This is a genomic window from Flavobacterium glycogeni (assembly GCF_048286775.1).
In the GTDB taxonomy this organism is placed as follows: domain Bacteria; phylum Bacteroidota; class Bacteroidia; order Flavobacteriales; family Flavobacteriaceae; genus Flavobacterium.
Genome location: NZ_JBLVPV010000025.1, coordinates 1 through 19,040, shown reverse-complemented (window position 1 = coordinate 19,040; position 19,040 = coordinate 1). Strand labels below are relative to the sequence as shown.

The 19,040-nt window shown below is 35.5% G+C and carries 9 protein-coding genes; 3 read left to right on the top strand and 6 right to left on the bottom strand.

Annotated elements, in window-relative coordinates; all coding sequences use genetic code 11:
- Positions 1 to 47: 47 nt before the first annotated feature.
- On the bottom strand, positions 48 to 5,024 hold the full coding sequence (locus ACNQGX_RS15640) for a translocation/assembly module TamB domain-containing protein (RefSeq protein ID WP_417977792.1): 4,977 nt from the start codon (positions 5,022 to 5,024) through the stop codon (positions 48 to 50).
- A gap of 166 nt (positions 5,025 to 5,190) precedes the next feature.
- On the bottom strand, positions 5,191 to 6,873 hold the full coding sequence (locus ACNQGX_RS15635) for a Na/Pi cotransporter family protein (RefSeq protein ID WP_417977790.1): 1,683 nt from the start codon (positions 6,871 to 6,873) through the stop codon (positions 5,191 to 5,193).
- 154 nt (positions 6,874 to 7,027) lie between these two features.
- Here ACNQGX_RS15635 and ACNQGX_RS15630 point away from each other — a divergent pair, with 154 nt between their 5' ends.
- Complete coding sequence (locus ACNQGX_RS15630) at positions 7,028 to 9,694, top strand: bifunctional YncE family protein/alkaline phosphatase family protein (RefSeq protein WP_417977788.1); 2,667 nt, start codon at positions 7,028 to 7,030, stop codon at positions 9,692 to 9,694.
- A 220-nt stretch (positions 9,695 to 9,914) separates the two neighbouring features.
- Here ACNQGX_RS15630 and ACNQGX_RS15625 read toward each other — a convergent pair whose 3' ends face one another.
- The 4 genes from ACNQGX_RS15625 to ACNQGX_RS15610 all read right to left on the bottom strand — a co-directional run bounded on the left by ACNQGX_RS15625 (position 9,915) and on the right by ACNQGX_RS15610 (position 13,526).
- Positions 9,915 to 10,484 (bottom strand): DUF892 family protein, encoded by a 570-nt coding sequence (locus tag ACNQGX_RS15625; RefSeq protein WP_417977786.1) that lies wholly within the window; start codon positions 10,482 to 10,484, stop codon positions 9,915 to 9,917.
- Between the two features lie 413 nt (positions 10,485 to 10,897).
- The gene (locus ACNQGX_RS15620) at positions 10,898 to 11,335 is read right to left on the bottom strand and encodes an acyl-CoA thioesterase (RefSeq protein WP_417977784.1); all 438 of its coding nucleotides are present in this window, start codon (positions 11,333 to 11,335) and stop codon (positions 10,898 to 10,900) included.
- 65 nt (positions 11,336 to 11,400) lie between these two features.
- Complete coding sequence (locus ACNQGX_RS15615; RefSeq protein ID WP_417977782.1) at positions 11,401 to 12,873, bottom strand: serine hydrolase; 1,473 nt, start codon at positions 12,871 to 12,873, stop codon at positions 11,401 to 11,403.
- A gap of 323 nt (positions 12,874 to 13,196) precedes the next feature.
- Positions 13,197 to 13,526, bottom strand: coding sequence for a hypothetical protein (locus ACNQGX_RS15610; RefSeq protein ID WP_417977781.1), 330 nt, complete (start codon positions 13,524 to 13,526; stop codon positions 13,197 to 13,199).
- A 397-nt stretch (positions 13,527 to 13,923) separates the two neighbouring features.
- On the opposite strand from ACNQGX_RS15610, the gene ACNQGX_RS15605 reads away from it, so the two are divergent.
- Positions 13,924 to 16,542 (top strand): TonB-dependent receptor, encoded by a 2,619-nt coding sequence (locus tag ACNQGX_RS15605; protein ID WP_417977779.1) that lies wholly within the window; start codon positions 13,924 to 13,926, stop codon positions 16,540 to 16,542.
- Between the two features lie 315 nt (positions 16,543 to 16,857).
- Complete coding sequence (gene dnaK / locus ACNQGX_RS15600) at positions 16,858 to 18,744, top strand: molecular chaperone DnaK (protein ID WP_417977777.1); 1,887 nt, start codon at positions 16,858 to 16,860, stop codon at positions 18,742 to 18,744.
- The last annotated feature ends 296 nt before the right edge of the window (positions 18,745 to 19,040 follow it).

Here is a 19,040-nt window from a genome sequence, read left to right as displayed (position 1 = left end):
AAAATCGATTGGTCTGTTTTCTTAATTTCTTAATGGTGCAAAAACTTTTATTTATTTTTTCGCCTTGCTTTTTTCGCCTCACTTTTGCGAAATAATTCACTGAATTTATTGTAATCCATAGTGATGATAAAAGCAATTCCGGTCTCCACAACTTCACCTTGAAGTGCTACTTGATATTTATTTATGCGATATGCCCTTATTTTATACCTTCCATCTTTTGAAAGTTGGTAATCTATCGAAACATCACCGGCAATATTATTGGCGTTTTGATTGACTTGCTGCGGTCCTTCAATTCCAAAACTGCTACCCACTGTTACTTTCAATCGGTCATTCAATAATTTCTTTGAAATCCCTACGCTCAAATCGGTTTTATTTTCTCGTTGACCGGTTGTATAATCATCAGAAGTATTCAAATCGAAATTAAGTTCTACACCTTCAATTAAATCACCCGCCAAATTATTAAGCTGTTGCGACAAAATTTTACTGGCACTTTCTCTTGCTAGCGACGAAACGCTTGTTCCTCCGGTTTCACTCGCAAATGGGTTTTCTCCAATAAAACGATTCAGCAGCAGTAAGGCAAAAACCTGTTTGTTTAATTCATCCGGTTGCTGACGCAGTTGAGTCAATTTAGCTTGTGTAGCATTGATGATTTCTGTTGAAACACTATTATTTCCCTCAGGCAAAATGATATCAAAAGAAATGTTTGGCTTCATTAATTCACCATTCATTTTCAATTCGGTTTCAAAAGGAATTTTTTGTTTGTAGGTGTTTCTCACTTCGGCAGTGACATCTCCTAATTGGTCATTTATCAAATCAATTGGAGCAGCTTCAGTTTTGTAAACCGCGGTGATATTGATATCAGCAGTTGTAGGCTCACCAGTCCACAGGATATAACTTCCTTTTTTGATGTCGAATTTTCGTTTTATAGCATTAAAATTCATTTCATAACTGCCTTCAGATAATTCATATCTTCCGGTCAAAGTCGTTTTTCCTGAGGGATCAATACCGCCGTTCAATTGCGCTTCTCCTTTTAATTTTAGGTAATCTCCGTTGGCTTTGTCAATCACAATCGACAATTCGGCATCTTTATCCACCTCAATATTTACCGATGCATTGATTCCTTTTATATTGGACTCACTATTGAATTCATCCATAACAATGGTCTCTACTAATTTCGGATTGTCTTGGTCAATGAATTCTACAATTCCTTCTCTGTCGGCAATTGATGGATCCGATTGTGGTAGAACAATAGTGAATTTAGTGTCTTTATTAATTTTGATATTTCCTTCAACAACGGGATTATCAAAATTTCCGGATATTTTTAAATGATTGTCCAAGTACAATTCACCATAATACAAATCATTGTCTTTTGCCTTAGAATTGACTGCTTTGAAATTATCAGCATCGATGGCTAAATCAAGACCAAAATTGCTGAAATTGGCACTGTCAATCTTTCCGTTGATGGCTAAATCATTGTCTTTTTCATCCTTAATAATAAAATTATCGAAAAGAATAGCATTGGGTGTAAATACAATTTTATCGTTTAAAGACTTGAATTTTGCATTGAGCTGTTTCACTTTGAAGCCTATTTCATTGAACTGTAATTCTCCAATTACGTTGGGCTGGGTTGTATTCCCCGTTATTTTAAAATCCCCTGTCAAAAATCCCGTGCTTTCAGTAATGTTATCCAATGTAAAGCCCTGAATGCTTTTTAAGTTCAATTTATCAATGTCGAGATTCATGTCAAAACTGCTGTCAGTCGTCTTATAATTTCCTTCTAAATTGACTTGATTTCCTTGGCCTGTAATTGCGATTACGGCATCATATCGATTGGCAATAGCATTGTTTACTTTGATACTGATGTTTCCGATTGTGTCTTTTTTGAAAGTAAAATTCTCAATATTCAAATCCGAAGTGAAAAACGGAGTAGTATTTAGATTTTTGACCAATGCATTTCCATTGATTTTACCACTCATTTGTAAATCATCTTTCTCAACGATACTGGTAATGGTTTTTATGTCAAAATCTTTGAAATCAATTGCGATTGGTGCATTTGCTTCCTGAGATTCTGATTGTATAAGGATTTTACTTCCGTCTTTACTCAATTCGAAATTATCAGCATAAATTCCTTTTTTGCCAAAGCGAATTAAATTGTCTGGTGTTATTTTCCAAGATTCATAGTTCAGTAACAAATTATTTGGATCAAGGTTTATTTCGTTGTTTCCGTTTGTTGCTTTTAATGTTCCTGTAATTAAGTATCTTTCTTTGTCTTTTAAATCTTTTAATTGCAAGGTATAATCCACAATATTATTTTGCACTTTTCCCGAAATATTGGTGTGAGGCAATTGAATTTGTTTGTTTTGAATATCATCAACAACAAAACTGTAAACAAGTGAATTGTCTTTGGTATCCACTTTAAGAACAGCATTTGTAATGGTATTTTCTCCATAAATTAATTTTGGAATTGTACCATTCAAAACAATAGAGTCGTTAACAGAGTTGTATCTTCCTTGTATATTGATTGGTTCCAGACTTTTCAATTCAGGAATAAGTTTTAATAAAATAGGACTGTCTTTTACGCCAATTTTAAAAACAAATTCTTGTTTCTCAACTGTTGTTTTTCTTGAATTTGGTTTGCTGTCATAATACTTCGAAATAGAATTTGATAATGCAGTCGTTATTTTTGATAACTTGTATTTTCCATTGGCGTCCACATCCAAAAACGGTGATTTCAATACTAATGTATTCTTTTCAGAGGTGGATGTTGCCACTGCACTAATAGAATCAATTACAAATTCTTCTTTTGCATTTACTATGGTAATGTTGCGCGCATATACCGTTCCGTTGAGGTAATCAAGATTTACCGACTGAATATCAGCATCTACAGCACCTCTTATTTTTAATGGGCCAGCGTGCAGATTTAGTTTTTCTAAATCAGCGATATCCACATTCAGTTTTAGTTTCCCGGTAGGATATTTGTCTTTAAAACTTCCGCTGCTCACCAAATCAAAAGTCAGATTAGGATCTTTTGCCAAAGCGGTTGCATTGAAATTTCCGTTGCGAATAGTTCCTTTTACGGCTACATTTTGGTACGTATATTTATTATAATATGCTTTTAGAATAGTTCCGTTTAAAGATGCTGTTGCCGTTTTTGGATCAAATCCAGTCCCTTTTATATTGGCTTTTAAAGTTACTTTTCCAATGGAGTCGTTTTTGATAAATTTCCCTAAATCAAAATTAGTAAGTTCCGTTTGGGCATCGTATTTCTCGTAATTTTTTCTGCTTTGGTCGAATGTAGCTTTGATTTTTGCATTTCCAAAACTACTTGCTATATTCATATTGGTATTGAAATTAGCAATGGTACCTTTAAAAATTCCTTTGGCGCTGAATTTTGACGGCAACTGAATCGAATTTGGAATTGTTCCTTTGGGCAAAAAGCCAACAAAATCTTTCGAACCGGATTGTAAATCTTTTATATTCAAATCAAAATAGGCTTTGTTTACATCTGGTAAACCTATGATTCTGCCGCTTGCCGCTACTTTTGTAGTTCCAATACCGCTGATCTCAATGGATGGGAATTCAATGTTTTTTAATTTTCCTTTTACAGTTCCATTGATTAGCAATATCGCATTTGGATTGCTCATAAACGGATTTACATTGACTAGCGTTGGAGCAAAAAGCAAAATATCTTTAATCCCCAATTTGCTTTTTTTCAAATTGGCAATAAGTCCTAATTCTCCTGGGTTTTTGGCTAAAGATTCAATGGAAGGATAGCCAATTCTAATTTCATCTTTCAGTTCCGTTTGAGGTGTTTTTAAATATAATTTTTTAAGAAAAGCATTCTTTTTGCCATAGAAAAATTCCGCATTAAAGGATTGAATGTTCAAACCGCTTTTGTCTTTAACGGTTAATGAATTCGCAACTCCTGAAATATTTTCGGGATTGTAATTCAGTAAATCCACTTGTAAGTTTAAATTGGTAAGATTTAAATGGTTGTAATCGATTCCTTTTTGAACTGTAGCAATAGTATTATTGTCGTAACGGAAATTTACCCGTTTGAATTCCGTTTTCTTTATTTTGACTTCCCAATTGTTCGATTCGGCATTTACAGCTTCATTTTTAGGTTTGATTTTATCTAATTTATCAAAGGACAGAGCACCTTCCGCACCAGTTAAATCAAGACTTTCTATAATTGCGAATTGATTGTTAAGGTCAATTTTATCAATTTTAACGAGCAGTTTTTTCAAGTAAAAATTAGTGGATAGCTTGGTTTCCTCACTTTTATAATCGAAATCAATTTTTGCCAAATCAATTTCACCCAATTTTAATTTTAAGATGGATTCCGGTTCGTTTTTTATCGCTGCCACTTTGGTCGCATTGGATATTTGAACCAAACCTTGCTTTAATTTGAATTTCAATCCATTGATTTTAGCTTTCGGGATTTCAAAGTTCATTTCATCTAAATCGAAAGTTTTAATTTTCGTTTCAAAATGCTTTAGATTGGCATAAATATCATTTTTTGTAACGGCATCAGTATAATTAAACTTGATGCGGTCGAGCTTAATTTCTGCTACAGAAAATTGCATTTGAGGTGAATCATTCTTTTGTTTCTCTGGCGAAGCAAACGCTTTTATGATGTATTCAAAATTAAAAACTGCTTTGGAATCTCTATTTAAATTGGCAGAAATCCCTGCCATTTCTAAGGAGTTGATTTCGACTTTATTGTTTATCAATTGAAACAGACTGATATCAGCAGCCAGCTTTTCTCCAGCAAAAAGAGTGTCTTTTTTTTGGTCTTCAAAATAAACGCCTTCGAGAATAACTTTTTTTGGAAATTCAATTGCGAGACTATCAATCCTCACTTTGGTTTTGATTTTTCCTTCCAGATAAGTTACCGCTTTTTCTTTGGCATAATTCTGAACGGAGGGAATTTGAATAGCCACAACCAGAATTAAGAACAACAGAATTATGGATCCTATTATCCAAAGGAAAATTTTTAAACTTTTCTTTACATATGTTTTCAAATGTGGTGTGTTTTTTTGTTAAAATTAACCAATTTAAATCAAAATTGCAATCTTCTATGTAAATGGGATTACTTGCAAAGATTAAAAATTGAAAGCGAAATACTTTACAAAATTCAAAAATAATGTTGCAAAATTACTGGAAGGCATTATAAGCGAATGAACAATTTTATGTTTTATAGATGGGGATTTCATTAAAATACTCCGCTTGTTTTTCTTCCAATAAAATTTCTTTTACTGCCATAAGCATCGCTTTATTCGAGGTGAAAAGTTCCCTGTTAAAGTTGATCACTGTGGTAATATCAATATTTTCAATTGGTGCGTGCTGTGCCTCAGTATAAAAATTATTGAGAGCGGAACTGTAATTAGTTTGGATAACATCAAAAATGGATTGAAGTTCTTCGAAGCTAGCTTTTTTATCCTGAGTGAGGAAAGTATTCAATTGAAGGTATAGATTTTTGGTTTCTTTTTTATGGTGTATAAAAAAATTGTATTTGATGTCTTTTGAGGAGTGTCTGAGATCCTTAATATTTGTTCCAATGTCTTTCACGCTTTTCACGGAGTGCATGGAACTGCGTACGGCAGAAATCAGTTGGTTAAGTTCAGCTTGTTGCTCTCCCTCTAATTTTGTTCTAAGTTCTAAATAAAATGCATGTAACTCGCCCTGTAATTGTTTTAGAAATTCATATTTTTCTTCTACGGTTTTCGAAAAGAAATCTCTTTTCTCATTGATGACTTTAAAATCAGCATTTTCCAGAAGCGATGGCATATCAATCTTGAATAACTCCAAATTAAAAAGCATCGAATTATGAATGAAATATTTTGTTTCTCTTCGGAATAAATCCAGAGCTGTCTCGGGTTCAGAGATAGTGGCATGTCCTATGAAAGCAGCTGTCGAACCATCAGCATCTTTGAAAAAACGTTCTAAAAATTTTGCGAATAAATCGAGAACGGGAAGAAAAATAACAATAGAGAGCAGATTAATAAGACTCGAAAAAGTAACTAAGCCAATGAGCGGATCCTTGATATTGAAAACATCGATTATCAGCGATAGAATAGGTTTTAACAATACAAAAGCAAATACCGTGAGGAAGATATTGAAAAGTAAATTACCAAGAACTACCCGCTTTTTTGAAGCATTGCCTCCGATGGCTCCCAACAGAATTTTAATTACAGTGCCTGTTTCCGATCCCAACACAATGGCAGCGGCTGCAGGAAATCCGATGGCTCCTGCATGAAGCGCACTTAGAGTAAGTGCCATAGTTACTGAGCTTGATTGAACAAGCAAGGTAATGATAAACCCAATGAGCAGAAAAACAGCGAGCGACATCTCGGCATATTTCGAAAAATCAAAGTCCTTCACCTGCGCTTCCATAGCCGTTTTCATAAAGGAAAGGCCCATGAACAATAAGCCAAACCCTAAAAGAAAATAAGAAACATATTTCATTGTCTTGCGGTTCCTAAATAGGATTAGAATAAAACCACCTAAACAAACGGCAGGGTAGGCTATGACTTCTATATTCGTTTTAAAACCAAGCGTGGCGACCAACCAACTATCGAGTGTGGTGCCCAGATTAGCACCAAGAATAACAGCCATGGCATTTTTCATGGTAAATACGCCAGCCCCCACAAATGCCAGCACCATCAGCGAAACCATTGAACTGCTCTGAAGAACAGCAGTTACTATGGCTCCACCAGCTACAGCGCCTATCTTGTTTTTGGTAATGCGCTGAAGGAAGAGTTTGAAATTTCTCCCTGAAAGATTCTTTAATGATTCCTCCAGTAAATACATGGCAAAAAGAAACAAGCCTATTCCGGCAGCAAGTTTAAAAATATGATTGAGGGTTTCCATAGAGTTATAAATAGTAATAAAGATAAGGATAAAATCCTCGAACATCAAATATGGAAGAGCTGCCTTTACTTTATATTAGATAAAAAAAATCATTATGGTTATTACTATAAATCATAAATAGTTACTTTCGTAATGAATAATTAATAAACAGACAATGAGGTCAATTAGTGTTTTTAGTATCCTTGCTATTCTTTTACTATCTATTGGTGTAAAGACAGAAGTTTTTTCCCAAGAAGATAAAAACAATCAGTGGTTTAATTCGGCTAACCGTCATAAAGACAATAAAGCTCCCGTTAAGGACGCTTCCCTGCAAAAGGGGAGTGCTGTCTTAGAGCCAACCCAGATCGATTCAACATGGAAAAAAATGCTGGTGGGCAACACGCTTTCTTCTTTTGGCTACCTGGTAAAACCGGAGGGTGTTTCAATTGAACTGGGGAAAAAGGAACGCATATTTAATTTGGTTTTGGCCCAAGATAAGAAGTTTTTGGTGGTGAAATCAGATGCACAGCTGTCAGTTGTTGATGCTGATAATTTCAAAGTAATGAGTCAAAATGCCTTTCCCGATAAAAATGACGGAGGTTCCATGTATGGACTTGCTTTAAGCAAAGATGACGCCACGATTTATTATACGGGACAGCAAAAAAACATGTACATAGGCACCTTAAGTAAGACTGGAATTTTCGAACAAACAAAAACAATTGATTTGTCTATTGATAAAAAGTTCACCAATCCGCTGGGAATTGGTCTCTGTAACAAATCCAACTTGGCATTGGTGGCTCTGGCTATTGCCAATCAGGTGGCGGTAGTGGATTTAAAAACCGAAAAAGTACTTCGCAACATTCCCGTAGGGGTTTGCCCGTATGCCGTTGTCATAAGTCATGATGAATCGACTGCATTTGTTAGTAATTTTGGAGGTCCTATTCCCGGAAAATACGATAAAACCGAAAAATCTGCCGGCTCGGATGTGGCAGTAGATGGCTATTCAATTGCTTTTCGGGGTTCCGTTTCGGTAATCGATATAAAAACCAAAAAGGTTATTGCCGAAATCAATACCCGAATTCATCCCGAATCGATGGTTTTATCTCCCGATGGCAAACTCTTGTATGTTACCGATGCCAGCGGAGACGGAATTAGTGTAATTGATATAGAAAAACGAAAAGTTATTGAGACTATTGACACCAAGCCCAATCCCAACTTGCCTTATGGGAGTTTGACCACCGCATTGGAATTTAGTTCGAACGGAAAAATACTTTTTGCCGCCAATGCGGGAAACAACGCTATTGCTTTAATCAACCCTAAAAAACCGAAAGAAGGGCCTTATGGGTTTATCGCTGCGGGTGGCTTTCCGGGAGCCCTTTGTATAAAAAATGACGATTTATTTATCGGTAATGTTGTCCCGTTAAAGGGAGGTTTGCAAAAAGTGACGTTGCCATCCAATAAAGCCGAACTCGAAAAATATACCCAAGAAGCCGAAAAAGGCTTTCATCTAATCGATATCATCAGAGCACAAGCCGAGGCCGAATCGGGAGTTGAGCCAAAACCGGTTCCTGCCCGTGTGGGGGAACCTTCGGTGATTAAACACGTAGTTTATATTATCAAGGAGAATAAAAAATTTGATCAGGTATTCGGCGATTTTGGAAAAGGAAATTGCGATCCCAATCTAGTTGAATTTCCAAAAATGGTGACTCCAAACATGCATGCGCTGGCCAGTCAATTTGTATTATTGGATAATTATTATTGCAATGGTATCCAGTCCAATGATGGTCACCAATGGGCGGTACAAGGCATAACGACTCCCTACCGCGAAAAGGATTATGCAAGTGTGCACTGTGCCTATGATTTTGGCACGGATCCCCTTTGTTATGCCGCAAGTGGATTTATTTGGGATCACCTTTTGCGTAAAGGAATTTCTTTCAGGAATTTTGGGGAACTCGATTATCCGGTTTTGGTTAAAGGAAAAACTTGGACTGATTTTTATAGTTCATGGGCCAACAAAAACAATACAGCAGAATTCCAATGTGTTTATACCTCCGACATGCTTCGCAAATACAGCGATTTGCGTTTCCCGGGCTGGCAAATGAATATACCGGATCAAGTAAGGGCAGATGCTTTTATCACAGCATTGTCGGAATATGAAAAGCAAGGAAATTTACCGGAATTTATGGTAATCTACATGCCCAACGATCATACCAATGGTCACAGTACAGCCAATCCAACTCCTAGAGCCTATGTCGCCGATAATGATTTAGCCACGGGACGCGTGGTTGATGCGCTTTCAAAGAGCCCATTTTGGAAAGACATGGTTGTGTTTATCAATGAAGATGACCCGCAAACCGGTACCGACCATGTGGATGGTCATCGTTCCTATTGCTTAGTGGCCGGGCCCTATGTAAAACGTGACGCCTTAGTGAGCACTTTTTATAATCAATCCTCGGTGTTGCATACTATTTGCCAGATTTTTGGGGTGCAACCCATGAACCAAACAGTCGCCATGTCTCCGCTAATGACTGAATGTTTTCAAGATACTCCCAATTTTACAAATTATACCTATTTGGAATCCAACATTGCCTTAAATGAGATGAATCCTGCCAAGAAAGACATGAAGTCAAAAACACAGGCGCGATTGGCTCCCAAAACGGAAAAATTGGATTTCTCAAGACCCGATCGCATAGATAAGGACGCCTTGATGTTCAGTAAATATGTATGGGCTACCATTTATGGAGATAAACCGTTCCCTTCCCAATATTTTGGGGATCACGGAAAAGGCCTCAAACAATTGGATTTAAAAATAGACACCAGCGTTAAGGATTTGGATGATTGATTCTTTGATATGACCTCTTCTATATTCTTCTTGACTATTAACATCTAAATAATAGATTTTTGTTTTACCAAGTAGGCATAGTTTCCTTTAATTGAAAACAGAATAGTTGTTTGAATGGCTATTATTGTTGATAATTTTAGCCCAAAAAAAAGCCTGCACTTGGCAGGCTTTATATCAAACAGAAAAACAGTAAATAATTGCTGGTTCTCTATCAAAATTATTATTCAATATTTTCAATTGCTTCAGCTCCTGAAGCGTTAAAATTATTGTTAGATTGGGCAATTTCATTCAAAGTAGCATTCGCTTTTTTCTGTTCATTTAGTGACATAGTAAGTAAATTAGCAGCTTTGTTTTCACCAAGATTTTCTGCAAATGTTTGTAAAGCATTATAAGTAGCTATTTCATATTGTTTTAACTTTTGTCCAGTAGCAATAATTCCAGCGTCACGCACAGCTCCTGTTTCGGTTTTTGCTATTATGTCTTTACTTTCGTTTATTAATCCTTCTATTGCTTCTGGTTTTTTTGCAACAGCTTTAATACCTGTAGATTCGAATATTTCCTCCAAGCGGGAAACATGTTCTTTTGTTTCGTTCAAATGATTTTTTAAGGTGTTGGCTAATTCGGGTGATGATGCATTTTCCACCATATTCGGTAAGGTATTCATCAATGCTTTTTCTGCTGAGTAAATATCTTTCAACCCAACTTCAAATAAGTCTCTTAAATTATATGCTGCTTCTGATTTTGCTTCCGCAAATCCTTTAGCTTCTTGTTTTCTATCTGTAGTTCCCATAACAGTTGTTTTTTAAATATTATTTTTCGAGTGGTATAAATTGCGTCTAATTATAAATTGACAATTTTATTTTGTAGTAATTTTAAAATTCATACACTCCGGCTTTAATATTTACATATTGTAAAGTTAGTTAAATTGCGAACTAAATGACTGTTAATTAACTAATTGTAAGTACGAATTGTATGATTCTAACAAAAAAAAGATGGTAGTTCACCTCCGAATGAAAAACAGATACAAACGTTAAGAGGGATTGCAGGGCTTTAACTCAGTGTGATCGGGACATTTAAATAAAAAAAACTACAACTTTTTAGAGTTGTAGTTTTTGTAGCTTAGGATTCAAATCCATTAGTAGTAACGGTTATTTATCGCTTAGTGATTTCAATTTTGAGGAAATAGGAACTCGGGATATAATTTTAAAGTCCTTCAAAATTTTCACTTTTAGGAAAAATACTCAAGGCTTCAATGGCGATTTCCGGAGTAGGAGACGCTAGTTTACGAAGTTTGGTATCCATCCAAGCACCATCAACAGTTATGGTTGCACAAAGTTTGTTGTCTTCATTTAAGAACTCATGCACAATAGACCAGCGGGAAGCATCAGCATTTACTTTTGAGGTTTTGGTATGCATGAAAATTTTGTCCGAAAGTTTTATTTCTCTTCTAAAAACACATTCTTCCCTAAAAAGAATAGGCCCAAAATGTTGTGCTTGCATCACCTTCATCGTCAAACCCAGGCTTTCCAAAATTTCGATACGGTGCTGTGCTCCAAAGTCATAATAAGCACTGTGGCGGACATGAAAATTAGGGTCAAGATCAGACCAACGAAAGGATAATTCTTTGCTAAATGAAGTCATTGTTGTTTTATTTTAGTTAATGTCGCTGTCCTTTCGGTTCAATTTAATACGAAAGAAGGACGAATTTACGATTTTGAAATTTCTTCCAATACTTTTTTTCCACTTTCATTATTTGGATCAAGTTCTACGGATTTTTTATAATTAAAAATGGCAAGCTTTTTATCCCCATTTTTCAAATAGGCTTCTCCCAAACTGTCGTATGCATTCCCTGATTGAGGAAACGCTTCAGTATTTAGCTTGAAAACTTCTATTGCTTCTTTTTCTTTTCCGGTTTGTAATAATTGGTATCCTGCGCTATTCATTTCATTTTCGTTGATAGCATAGGTATTTGAATTTTTATTTTCTTTAAAATACGCTAGTCCGGATGCGATTCCCTTTTCTAAAATAACATCTACTAAAGCATTGGCCAATGATTTTTTAGGCAAACTGTACGGTTTATTGTAAAGGATATTTCGAATCGCAGTATTCATCTCGTTTAATTTTGTACCGCCCGTATTATTTAACAATACCACTAGATTTTTGTCAGACGGAATGCGGGAAAGCAAGGTGTTGAATCCATTTATTCCTCCACCATGTTCAATAACCGTTAGACTTTCATTCTTTTCTCCATTGGAAGCCTTATTGATAAACCATCCGTAGCCATAATGTCCCGGTCCTGCAGGGATGTAGGAATTAAATAATAAATGGTTGTATTTTGTCGAAAGTAACTGGTCTGTGTAAAGCGCTTGGTCCCATAAATACAAATCGTCTACGGTAGAATACAAAGAACCGGCAGCGTAGGGAATAGACAAATCAAGATAACTGGCATTGCTGTAGTTTTTACCTTTTTTTTCATAACCCGAGGCTCTGTTTTTCAGAATCGTTTCATGATGGTCGTATCCTGTATTATTCATTTTGAGTGGCGTAAGAATATTGTCTTGTAAACACTGCTCATAGGTTTTACCAGAGACTTTTTCTATGATGTAACCCAATAAAAAATAACCGGAATTGCTGTAAGCAAATTTTTCACCTGGCGTAAATTCCAGTGGTAAGTCAGCGAATATTTTTGCAAATGCTTCCGGGCTATAAGGATTAAGACTTGTTGTTTTGAAGAAATTAGGAAACGAAGTGTAATTTGGAATTCCTGATGTATGTGTAAGCAAGTGATGAATGGTGATTTTATCTCCCGATGCTTTAGGATAATTTGGAAGATACGTAGAGATAGGTGCATCCAACTTTAATTTTCCCTGCTCGGCTAATTGCAGCATCAACATGGCGGTAAACTGTTTGGTAACGGAACCCAATCGGTGTTTCGTGTCTGACTGATTAGGAATATTCCATTCCATATTTGCCATTCCAAATCCCTTTTTATAAATGACTTTACCTGCGTCAGCGACAAGGATAGAGCCGTTAAATTGCCCGTATTCCGAATATAAATTCATCAACTTATCGATTTGATCCGCTTTGGTTTGCCCAAAGGAAACCGTTATTGTAATTAGGTGGATGAATAGACCAATTAGGATTGTCTTTACTGTAAAATGATTGGAACGTTGTTTCATGATGATTGTTGGTTTTAGTGATTGATGTTTTTTAAAGGTTTGAATTAGTTGTGAAGATTAGCGAAATGTCATTAAGGTTAAGGAAAAATGAATTGAATTTACTAGGATTGTCGAGCTACTTGTGTGATCTCTCCTTCGTCGAGATGACAAACTTTCTTGATAAAAAATACTGAACCACTCACGTTTTGTCATTCCGACGAAGGAGGAATCACATAATATTAGAACGCTAGTAGCTCTTCAAAATTGATAAAACAAAAAAACTTAACCTTAAAATGGCATTACGCTATCGAACTGTGGGTATCTGCATGGTCGGATAATTTTTATCAATAATGAAATGCTATTTGTGTTAATGCTAGAAATACAAAAAAGAGAACTAAAAAAAATAGTATAGCTAATAATGAACTTTTAGGGGATTCTATTATTGCAATATTATCTTTGTATAAGTCCATGACAACACCATTTGCACCGTAACCTAAAATTAGTTTGCAATCTACTTTCTGGTCGTTTTCAATTATTTTAAAATTGTGTTTAGCTCCAGTTATAGAACTTTTTTCGGATACAATTTCTCCATTTAATTTTATTGTTTCTTTTCCCATAAACGAATTAAAAATTTCTATTTTATTATTGCCTAAGTGAATTGTTGAAAATTTCATAGCTATGTTTTTTAATTTGACCAAATATAAGAATTTAATTCATGAAATTTCGTACAAGTGTGTTTGACAAACAGATTTTCCTAGCCCCGATAGCAGCGGCATCCTTTTCTTTTTTTCTTTAAAAAAGAAAAGATATAGCGAATAGCGGGAGAGAGCTCCAGAAAACTAAAGGACTTGACCCCTAAAGTTGCGTTTACTCAGCTGTTTGTACAAGCTTGTCACACATCAAAATAATAGCGGACGGTTGAATGTATAAAAAGTAATGTTTGTAAGACTTTTTGATTAAAAATGTGTTGTTTGTAATTTTTTCAATAAAAATATACTATTTTTAAGGTTGTTTTAACAAAAATACATAGGTTTGTGATCTTCAGTATTTGGAACTATTAAAAAACTATTTATGAGATTTAACCGTTTTATTTTAGGTGTATTATTTATGATAATAATGCCTGCAGTTATGAATGCCCAAACAATCAAAGGGATTGTGACGGACGAGAATGGGCAAGCTTTGCCCTATTCTAATGTTATAGATAAAGAGACATCCAATGGTGTGACCACGGACGGAAACGGTAACTTTGAAATTAAGGTAAAAGGATTGCCCGCTACATTGACAGCCAAATATGTGGGGTACCAAAATCAAAATATTGAGGTGACTAATGATACCACACCCATTGTTTTTAAGCTATTGCCTAATAATAGTTTAGATGAGGTTGTTGTTACAGGAAACAGATCAAAAGTGCGTAGTGTATTGATGTCTGCGGTTCCTATCGATAAGATTTACTCAGAAGATCTTAAATCAAGTGGTCAAGTTACCTTTGATAAAATGTTGGCTTACAAAATTCCCTCCTTCAATTCGAGTAATCAGGCTATTTCTGATGCTACAGCTCATTTTGACCCGGCAGATTTGCGTGGTTTAGGACCCAGTCGTACCTTAGTTTTGGTGAATGGAAAAAGAAAAAATCAAAGTGCATTAGTGTACATAAACGATACTCCGGGGAAAGGAGAAGTAGGAACAGATATGAAAAGTATTCCGTTTTCTGCAATCGAAAGAGTGGAAGTATTGCGTGATGGAGCGTCTTCTCAATACGGTTCTGATGCCATTGCGGGGGTAGTAAATATTATCCTTAAAAAGCAAACTAACTTTACTGAAGTAAGTCTTACTTCGGGAGTAACCTCCAAAGGAGATGGTTTCAATTTTGGAGCTGATCTAAACTCGGGATTTAAATTTGCTGATAAAGGGTTTGTAAATTTCAACCTTTCTTATTTGGATCAAAATAAAACCAATAGAGCTGGAAGACCAGGAAAAGATGATTTGTTTGGAGTAGCGGCAAACGATCCGGAATGGGGAGACTGGCTAAAAAACAATCCTGACTTAGGAATGACTATCGGACAGCCTGATTCTAAAATGGGAGCGTTAGTAGTTAATGCTGAGTATCCTCTTTCGGAGAAAACAACGCTTTATGCTTTTGGAGATGTCAATATTAGAAAAGGAACGAGTTTTGCACTTTACAGAACTCCTTATTGGGTTCCAGATCCTCACAATTTATTGCACAAGCCAGGAACTACATACAATGGTTTTCAGCCTACATTCAATACGGATGTGCTCGATCATCTAGGAAGTGTTGGGTTGAGATCTACTTTGTTTGGTTTTAATTCGGATTTCAGTTTTACAGCGGGTTCTAATGCGGTTGATTATACAGTAAAAAATACATTAAACGTTTCTTTAGGGGCTAATAGTCCAACTGAATTTAAATCGGGTGGATATACTTTTAGTCAGTTTGTAGGAAATGCTGATTTTTCAAGAACTTTTGACAAAGTGACACTTGGTTTTGGAACGGAATTGAGAAAAGAACAATTTGAAGCGAGAGCAGGTCAAGAGGAGTCGTATGTAGGTGGAGGCGCACAGTCTTTTCCTGGATTGCAACCGGCAAATGCATTAAAAAAAGACCGTAATAACGTAGGTGTTTATACTACCTTAGATTATGATGTGACTGAGGCTTTTTTAATAGGAGGCTCTTTGCGATATGAAAACTATTCTGATTTTGGGAATAATTTTTCTTGGAAAGTGAATTCTCGTTACAAAATAGGAAATGATATTGCCGTAAGAGCTTCTTACAGCACCGGATTTAGAGCACCGGCATTGCATCAAATTTATTTGAGTAATATTCAAACGCTTGTGTCTGGAGGTACGATTTCTAATCAAGGAACTTTTAACAATGTTGATCCGGCGGTTATTGGATTAGGAGTTCCTCAATTGCATGCGGAGAAATCTCAAAATTTATCGACTGGATTTACTTTTAGATCAGGAGCAAATTTTTCTACTTCAATTGATTTCTATCATATCAAAGTAAAAGATCGTGTTTTGTTTTCTGGGGCGATTGAATTTGATGATGATGATACCACAACAAACCCGGTTGAAGAAGTATTAATCAGCAATGATATAACAAGTATGAAATTTTTCATCAATGCTGTTAATACCATAACTAACGGAGTAGATATCGTGATGAATTATAAAAATATAGCATTAGGAAATGGGAAACTAGGATTTAGTTTGGCTTCTAATATTTCTAAAACTAAAATCGACGGGCAAATTGCTACACCAGCTATTTTAAAAGCAAATGGGTATGACATTTTTAACCGTAAAGAACAAGGCAGAATATTGAACTCCAGACCGAATACAAAAGTATTGTTAGGGATCAATTATGATATTAATAAAATGAGTATTATTTTTAATAATAATTATTTTGGAAAAGTTACTTGGCAGCATGCTACCGATATGTCAAAAGATCAAACTTTTGCAGGAAAAGTTATTACAGATTTAGGTCTTTCTTATAAATTTACCAGCACGATATCAGCCAATGTGATGGTAAACAATCTATTCGATGTCTATCCTGACAAACTGGATACTAAAGGTGATGTAGTTACTGACTTGGGAGGTCGTTTTGAATATCCGTGGGAAGTAAACCAATTTGGTTTTAACGGAACCACATTTACAGCGGGGTTAAACTTTAAATTTTAAAGAGGAATTAAAAGGACAATTATTAAAACGGGATTTATTCCCGTTTTTTTATGGAAATACTTTTTAAAGGGATACAATCTAAAAACGAATTTAAATCGCTGTTTTCTTTTGTTTGTGGCTTCACTCTTAAAAGGAATGCTGTTTTGTTTTATAGAAGTAATGACAAACCCACTGAAATGTCATCTTGTCAGATTTTTTTACGCCAATTTTAACATAAACTGACAATTTAATAGTTGGTTTTGTATTGGCACAAAGATTGACTTATCGACTTCGAGTCATTAAAACAAGTATACAATAAAATTAAATATATTAAAAATGGGTAAAATAATCGGAATTGATTTAGGTACGACCAACTCTTGTGTTTCTGTAATGGAAGGTAATGAAGCAGTTGTTATTCCTAATGCAGAAGGAAAAAGAACAACACCATCTATCATCGCTTTTGTTGAAGGTGGAGAAATTAAAGTAGGAGATCCTGCTAAAAGACAAGCGGTAACTAATCCAACTAAGACTATTGCTTCTATCAAACGTTTTATGGGTCACTCTTTTTCAGAGGTTTCTGCTGAAGCAAAAAGAGTTTCTTACAAAGTAGTAAAAGGGGACAACAATACACCACGTGTGGATATTGATGGTCGTTTATACACTGCTCAAGAATTGTCAGCTATGACACTTCAAAAAATGAAAAAAACAGCTGAAGACTATTTAGGTCAAACTGTTACTGAAGCAGTTATTACTGTTCCAGCTTATTTTAATGATGCACAACGTCAAGCTACAAAAGAAGCTGGTGAAATTGCAGGTCTTAAAGTAATGCGTATTATCAACGAACCTACAGCTGCTGCACTTGCTTACGGTTTAGATAAAAAAGGTAAAGATCAAAAAATTGCTGTTTACGATTTAGGTGGAGGTACATTTGATATTTCTGTTCTTGAATTAGGAGACGGAGTTTTCGAAGTATTGTCTACAAATGGTGATACTCACTTAGGTGGAGATGATTTTGACCACGAAATTATTGACTGGTTAGCTGCTGAATTCTTAACTGAAGAAGGTATTGACTTACGTCTTGATCCAATGTCATTGCAACGTTTGAAAGAAGCTGCTGAGAAAGCAAAAATTGAATTGTCTTCTTCTGCTGAAACTGAAATCAACTTGCCATACGTAACTGCTACGGCTTCAGGACCAAAACACTTAGTTAAAAAATTAACTAGAGCTCAATTTGAAAAATTAACTGACTCTTTAGTAAAACGTTCTATGGCACCAGTTGCTAAAGCGTTGAAAGATGCAGGTTTATCTGTTTCTGATATTGACGAAGTTATTCTTGTAGGAGGTTCTACTCGTATGCCAAGAATTGCTGACGAAGTGGAGAAATTCTTTGGTAAAAAAGCGTCTAAAGGAGTTAACCCTGATGAGGTTGTTGCAATTGGAGCAGCTATTCAAGGTGGAGTTCTTTCTGGAGATGTAAAAGATGTATTGTTACTTGACGTTACACCTTTATCTTTAGGTATCGAAACTATGGGTGGTGTTTTGACTAAATTAATTGAGTCTAACACAACTATTCCAACTAAAAAATCTCAAGTTTTCTCTACAGCTGCAGATTCTCAACCAACAGTTGAAATCCACGTTTTACAAGGAGACAGAGCTATGGCAGTTGACAACAAAACTATCGGTCGTTTCCATTTAGATGGTATTCCACCAGCTCCAAGAGGTGTTCCACAAATTGAAGTAACTTTTGATATTGATGCTAATGGTATCATCAAAGTTTCTGCAACTGACAAAGGAACTGGAAAATCTCATGACATTCGTATCGAAGCTTCTTCTGGATTAACAGCTGAAGAAATCGAAAGAATGAAAAAAGATGCAGAAGCTAATGCTGATTCTGACAAACTTTTAAGAGAAAGAGCAGAAAAATTGAACGAAGCTGACGGAATGATCTTCCAAACTGAAACTCAATTGAAAGAATTAGGTTCTAAATTATCTGATGAAAACAAAGTTGCTGTAGAATATGCATTAACTGAATTGAGAATGGCACACCAATCTCAAGACATTCCTGCAATTCAAACGGCTCTTGACAACATCAACGCTGCTTGGAAAAAAGCAACTGAAGCGATGTATGCTCAAGGAGAACAAGGTCAAGGTGAAGCACAACCTCAAGGGGATGCTGCTCAAGGAGACAATGTTGAAGACGTTGAATTCGAAGAAGTAAAATAATAATTTCCCGTAGAGACGGACTGCTGTCCGTCTTTATTGTTGATTTAAAAAACCGTTCGCCTTTGGTGAACGGTTTTTTTGTGGGATTAAATAAAAACCCGACCTGTTTTAGAAACGGGTCGGGTTTTGTTATTATTATTATTAACCCGTTTGGTGTAATTCAAAAAACATTTCTTTTCACCACATAGATTCTGTGTTGATTTCCAAATAAATCTATATTTTTTTTATACTTTTGTTTTTAAGTCAGTCATAGAACTAGACTCTATAGCGTGTTTAAGCCGTTTGTGTTTGCACGC

Coding starts and splice junctions, on each gene's coding strand:
- ACNQGX_RS15605 (WP_417977779.1), top strand. CDS start 13,924: ATGAGATTTAACCGTTTTATTTTAGGTGTATTATTTATGATAATAATG.
- ACNQGX_RS15625 (WP_417977786.1), bottom strand. CDS start 10,484: ATGGGAACTACAGATAGAAAACAAGAAGCTAAAGGATTTGCGGAAGCA.
- ACNQGX_RS15610 (WP_417977781.1), bottom strand. CDS start 13,526: ATGAAATTTTCAACAATTCACTTAGGCAATAATAAAATAGAAATTTTT.
- ACNQGX_RS15630 (WP_417977788.1), top strand. CDS start 7,028: ATGAGGTCAATTAGTGTTTTTAGTATCCTTGCTATTCTTTTACTATCT.
- dnaK (WP_417977777.1), top strand. CDS start 16,858: ATGGGTAAAATAATCGGAATTGATTTAGGTACGACCAACTCTTGTGTT.
- ACNQGX_RS15620 (WP_417977784.1), bottom strand. CDS start 11,335: ATGACTTCATTTAGCAAAGAATTATCCTTTCGTTGGTCTGATCTTGAC.
- ACNQGX_RS15635 (WP_417977790.1), bottom strand. CDS start 6,873: ATGGAAACCCTCAATCATATTTTTAAACTTGCTGCCGGAATAGGCTTG.
- ACNQGX_RS15615 (WP_417977782.1), bottom strand. CDS start 12,873: ATGAAACAACGTTCCAATCATTTTACAGTAAAGACAATCCTAATTGGT.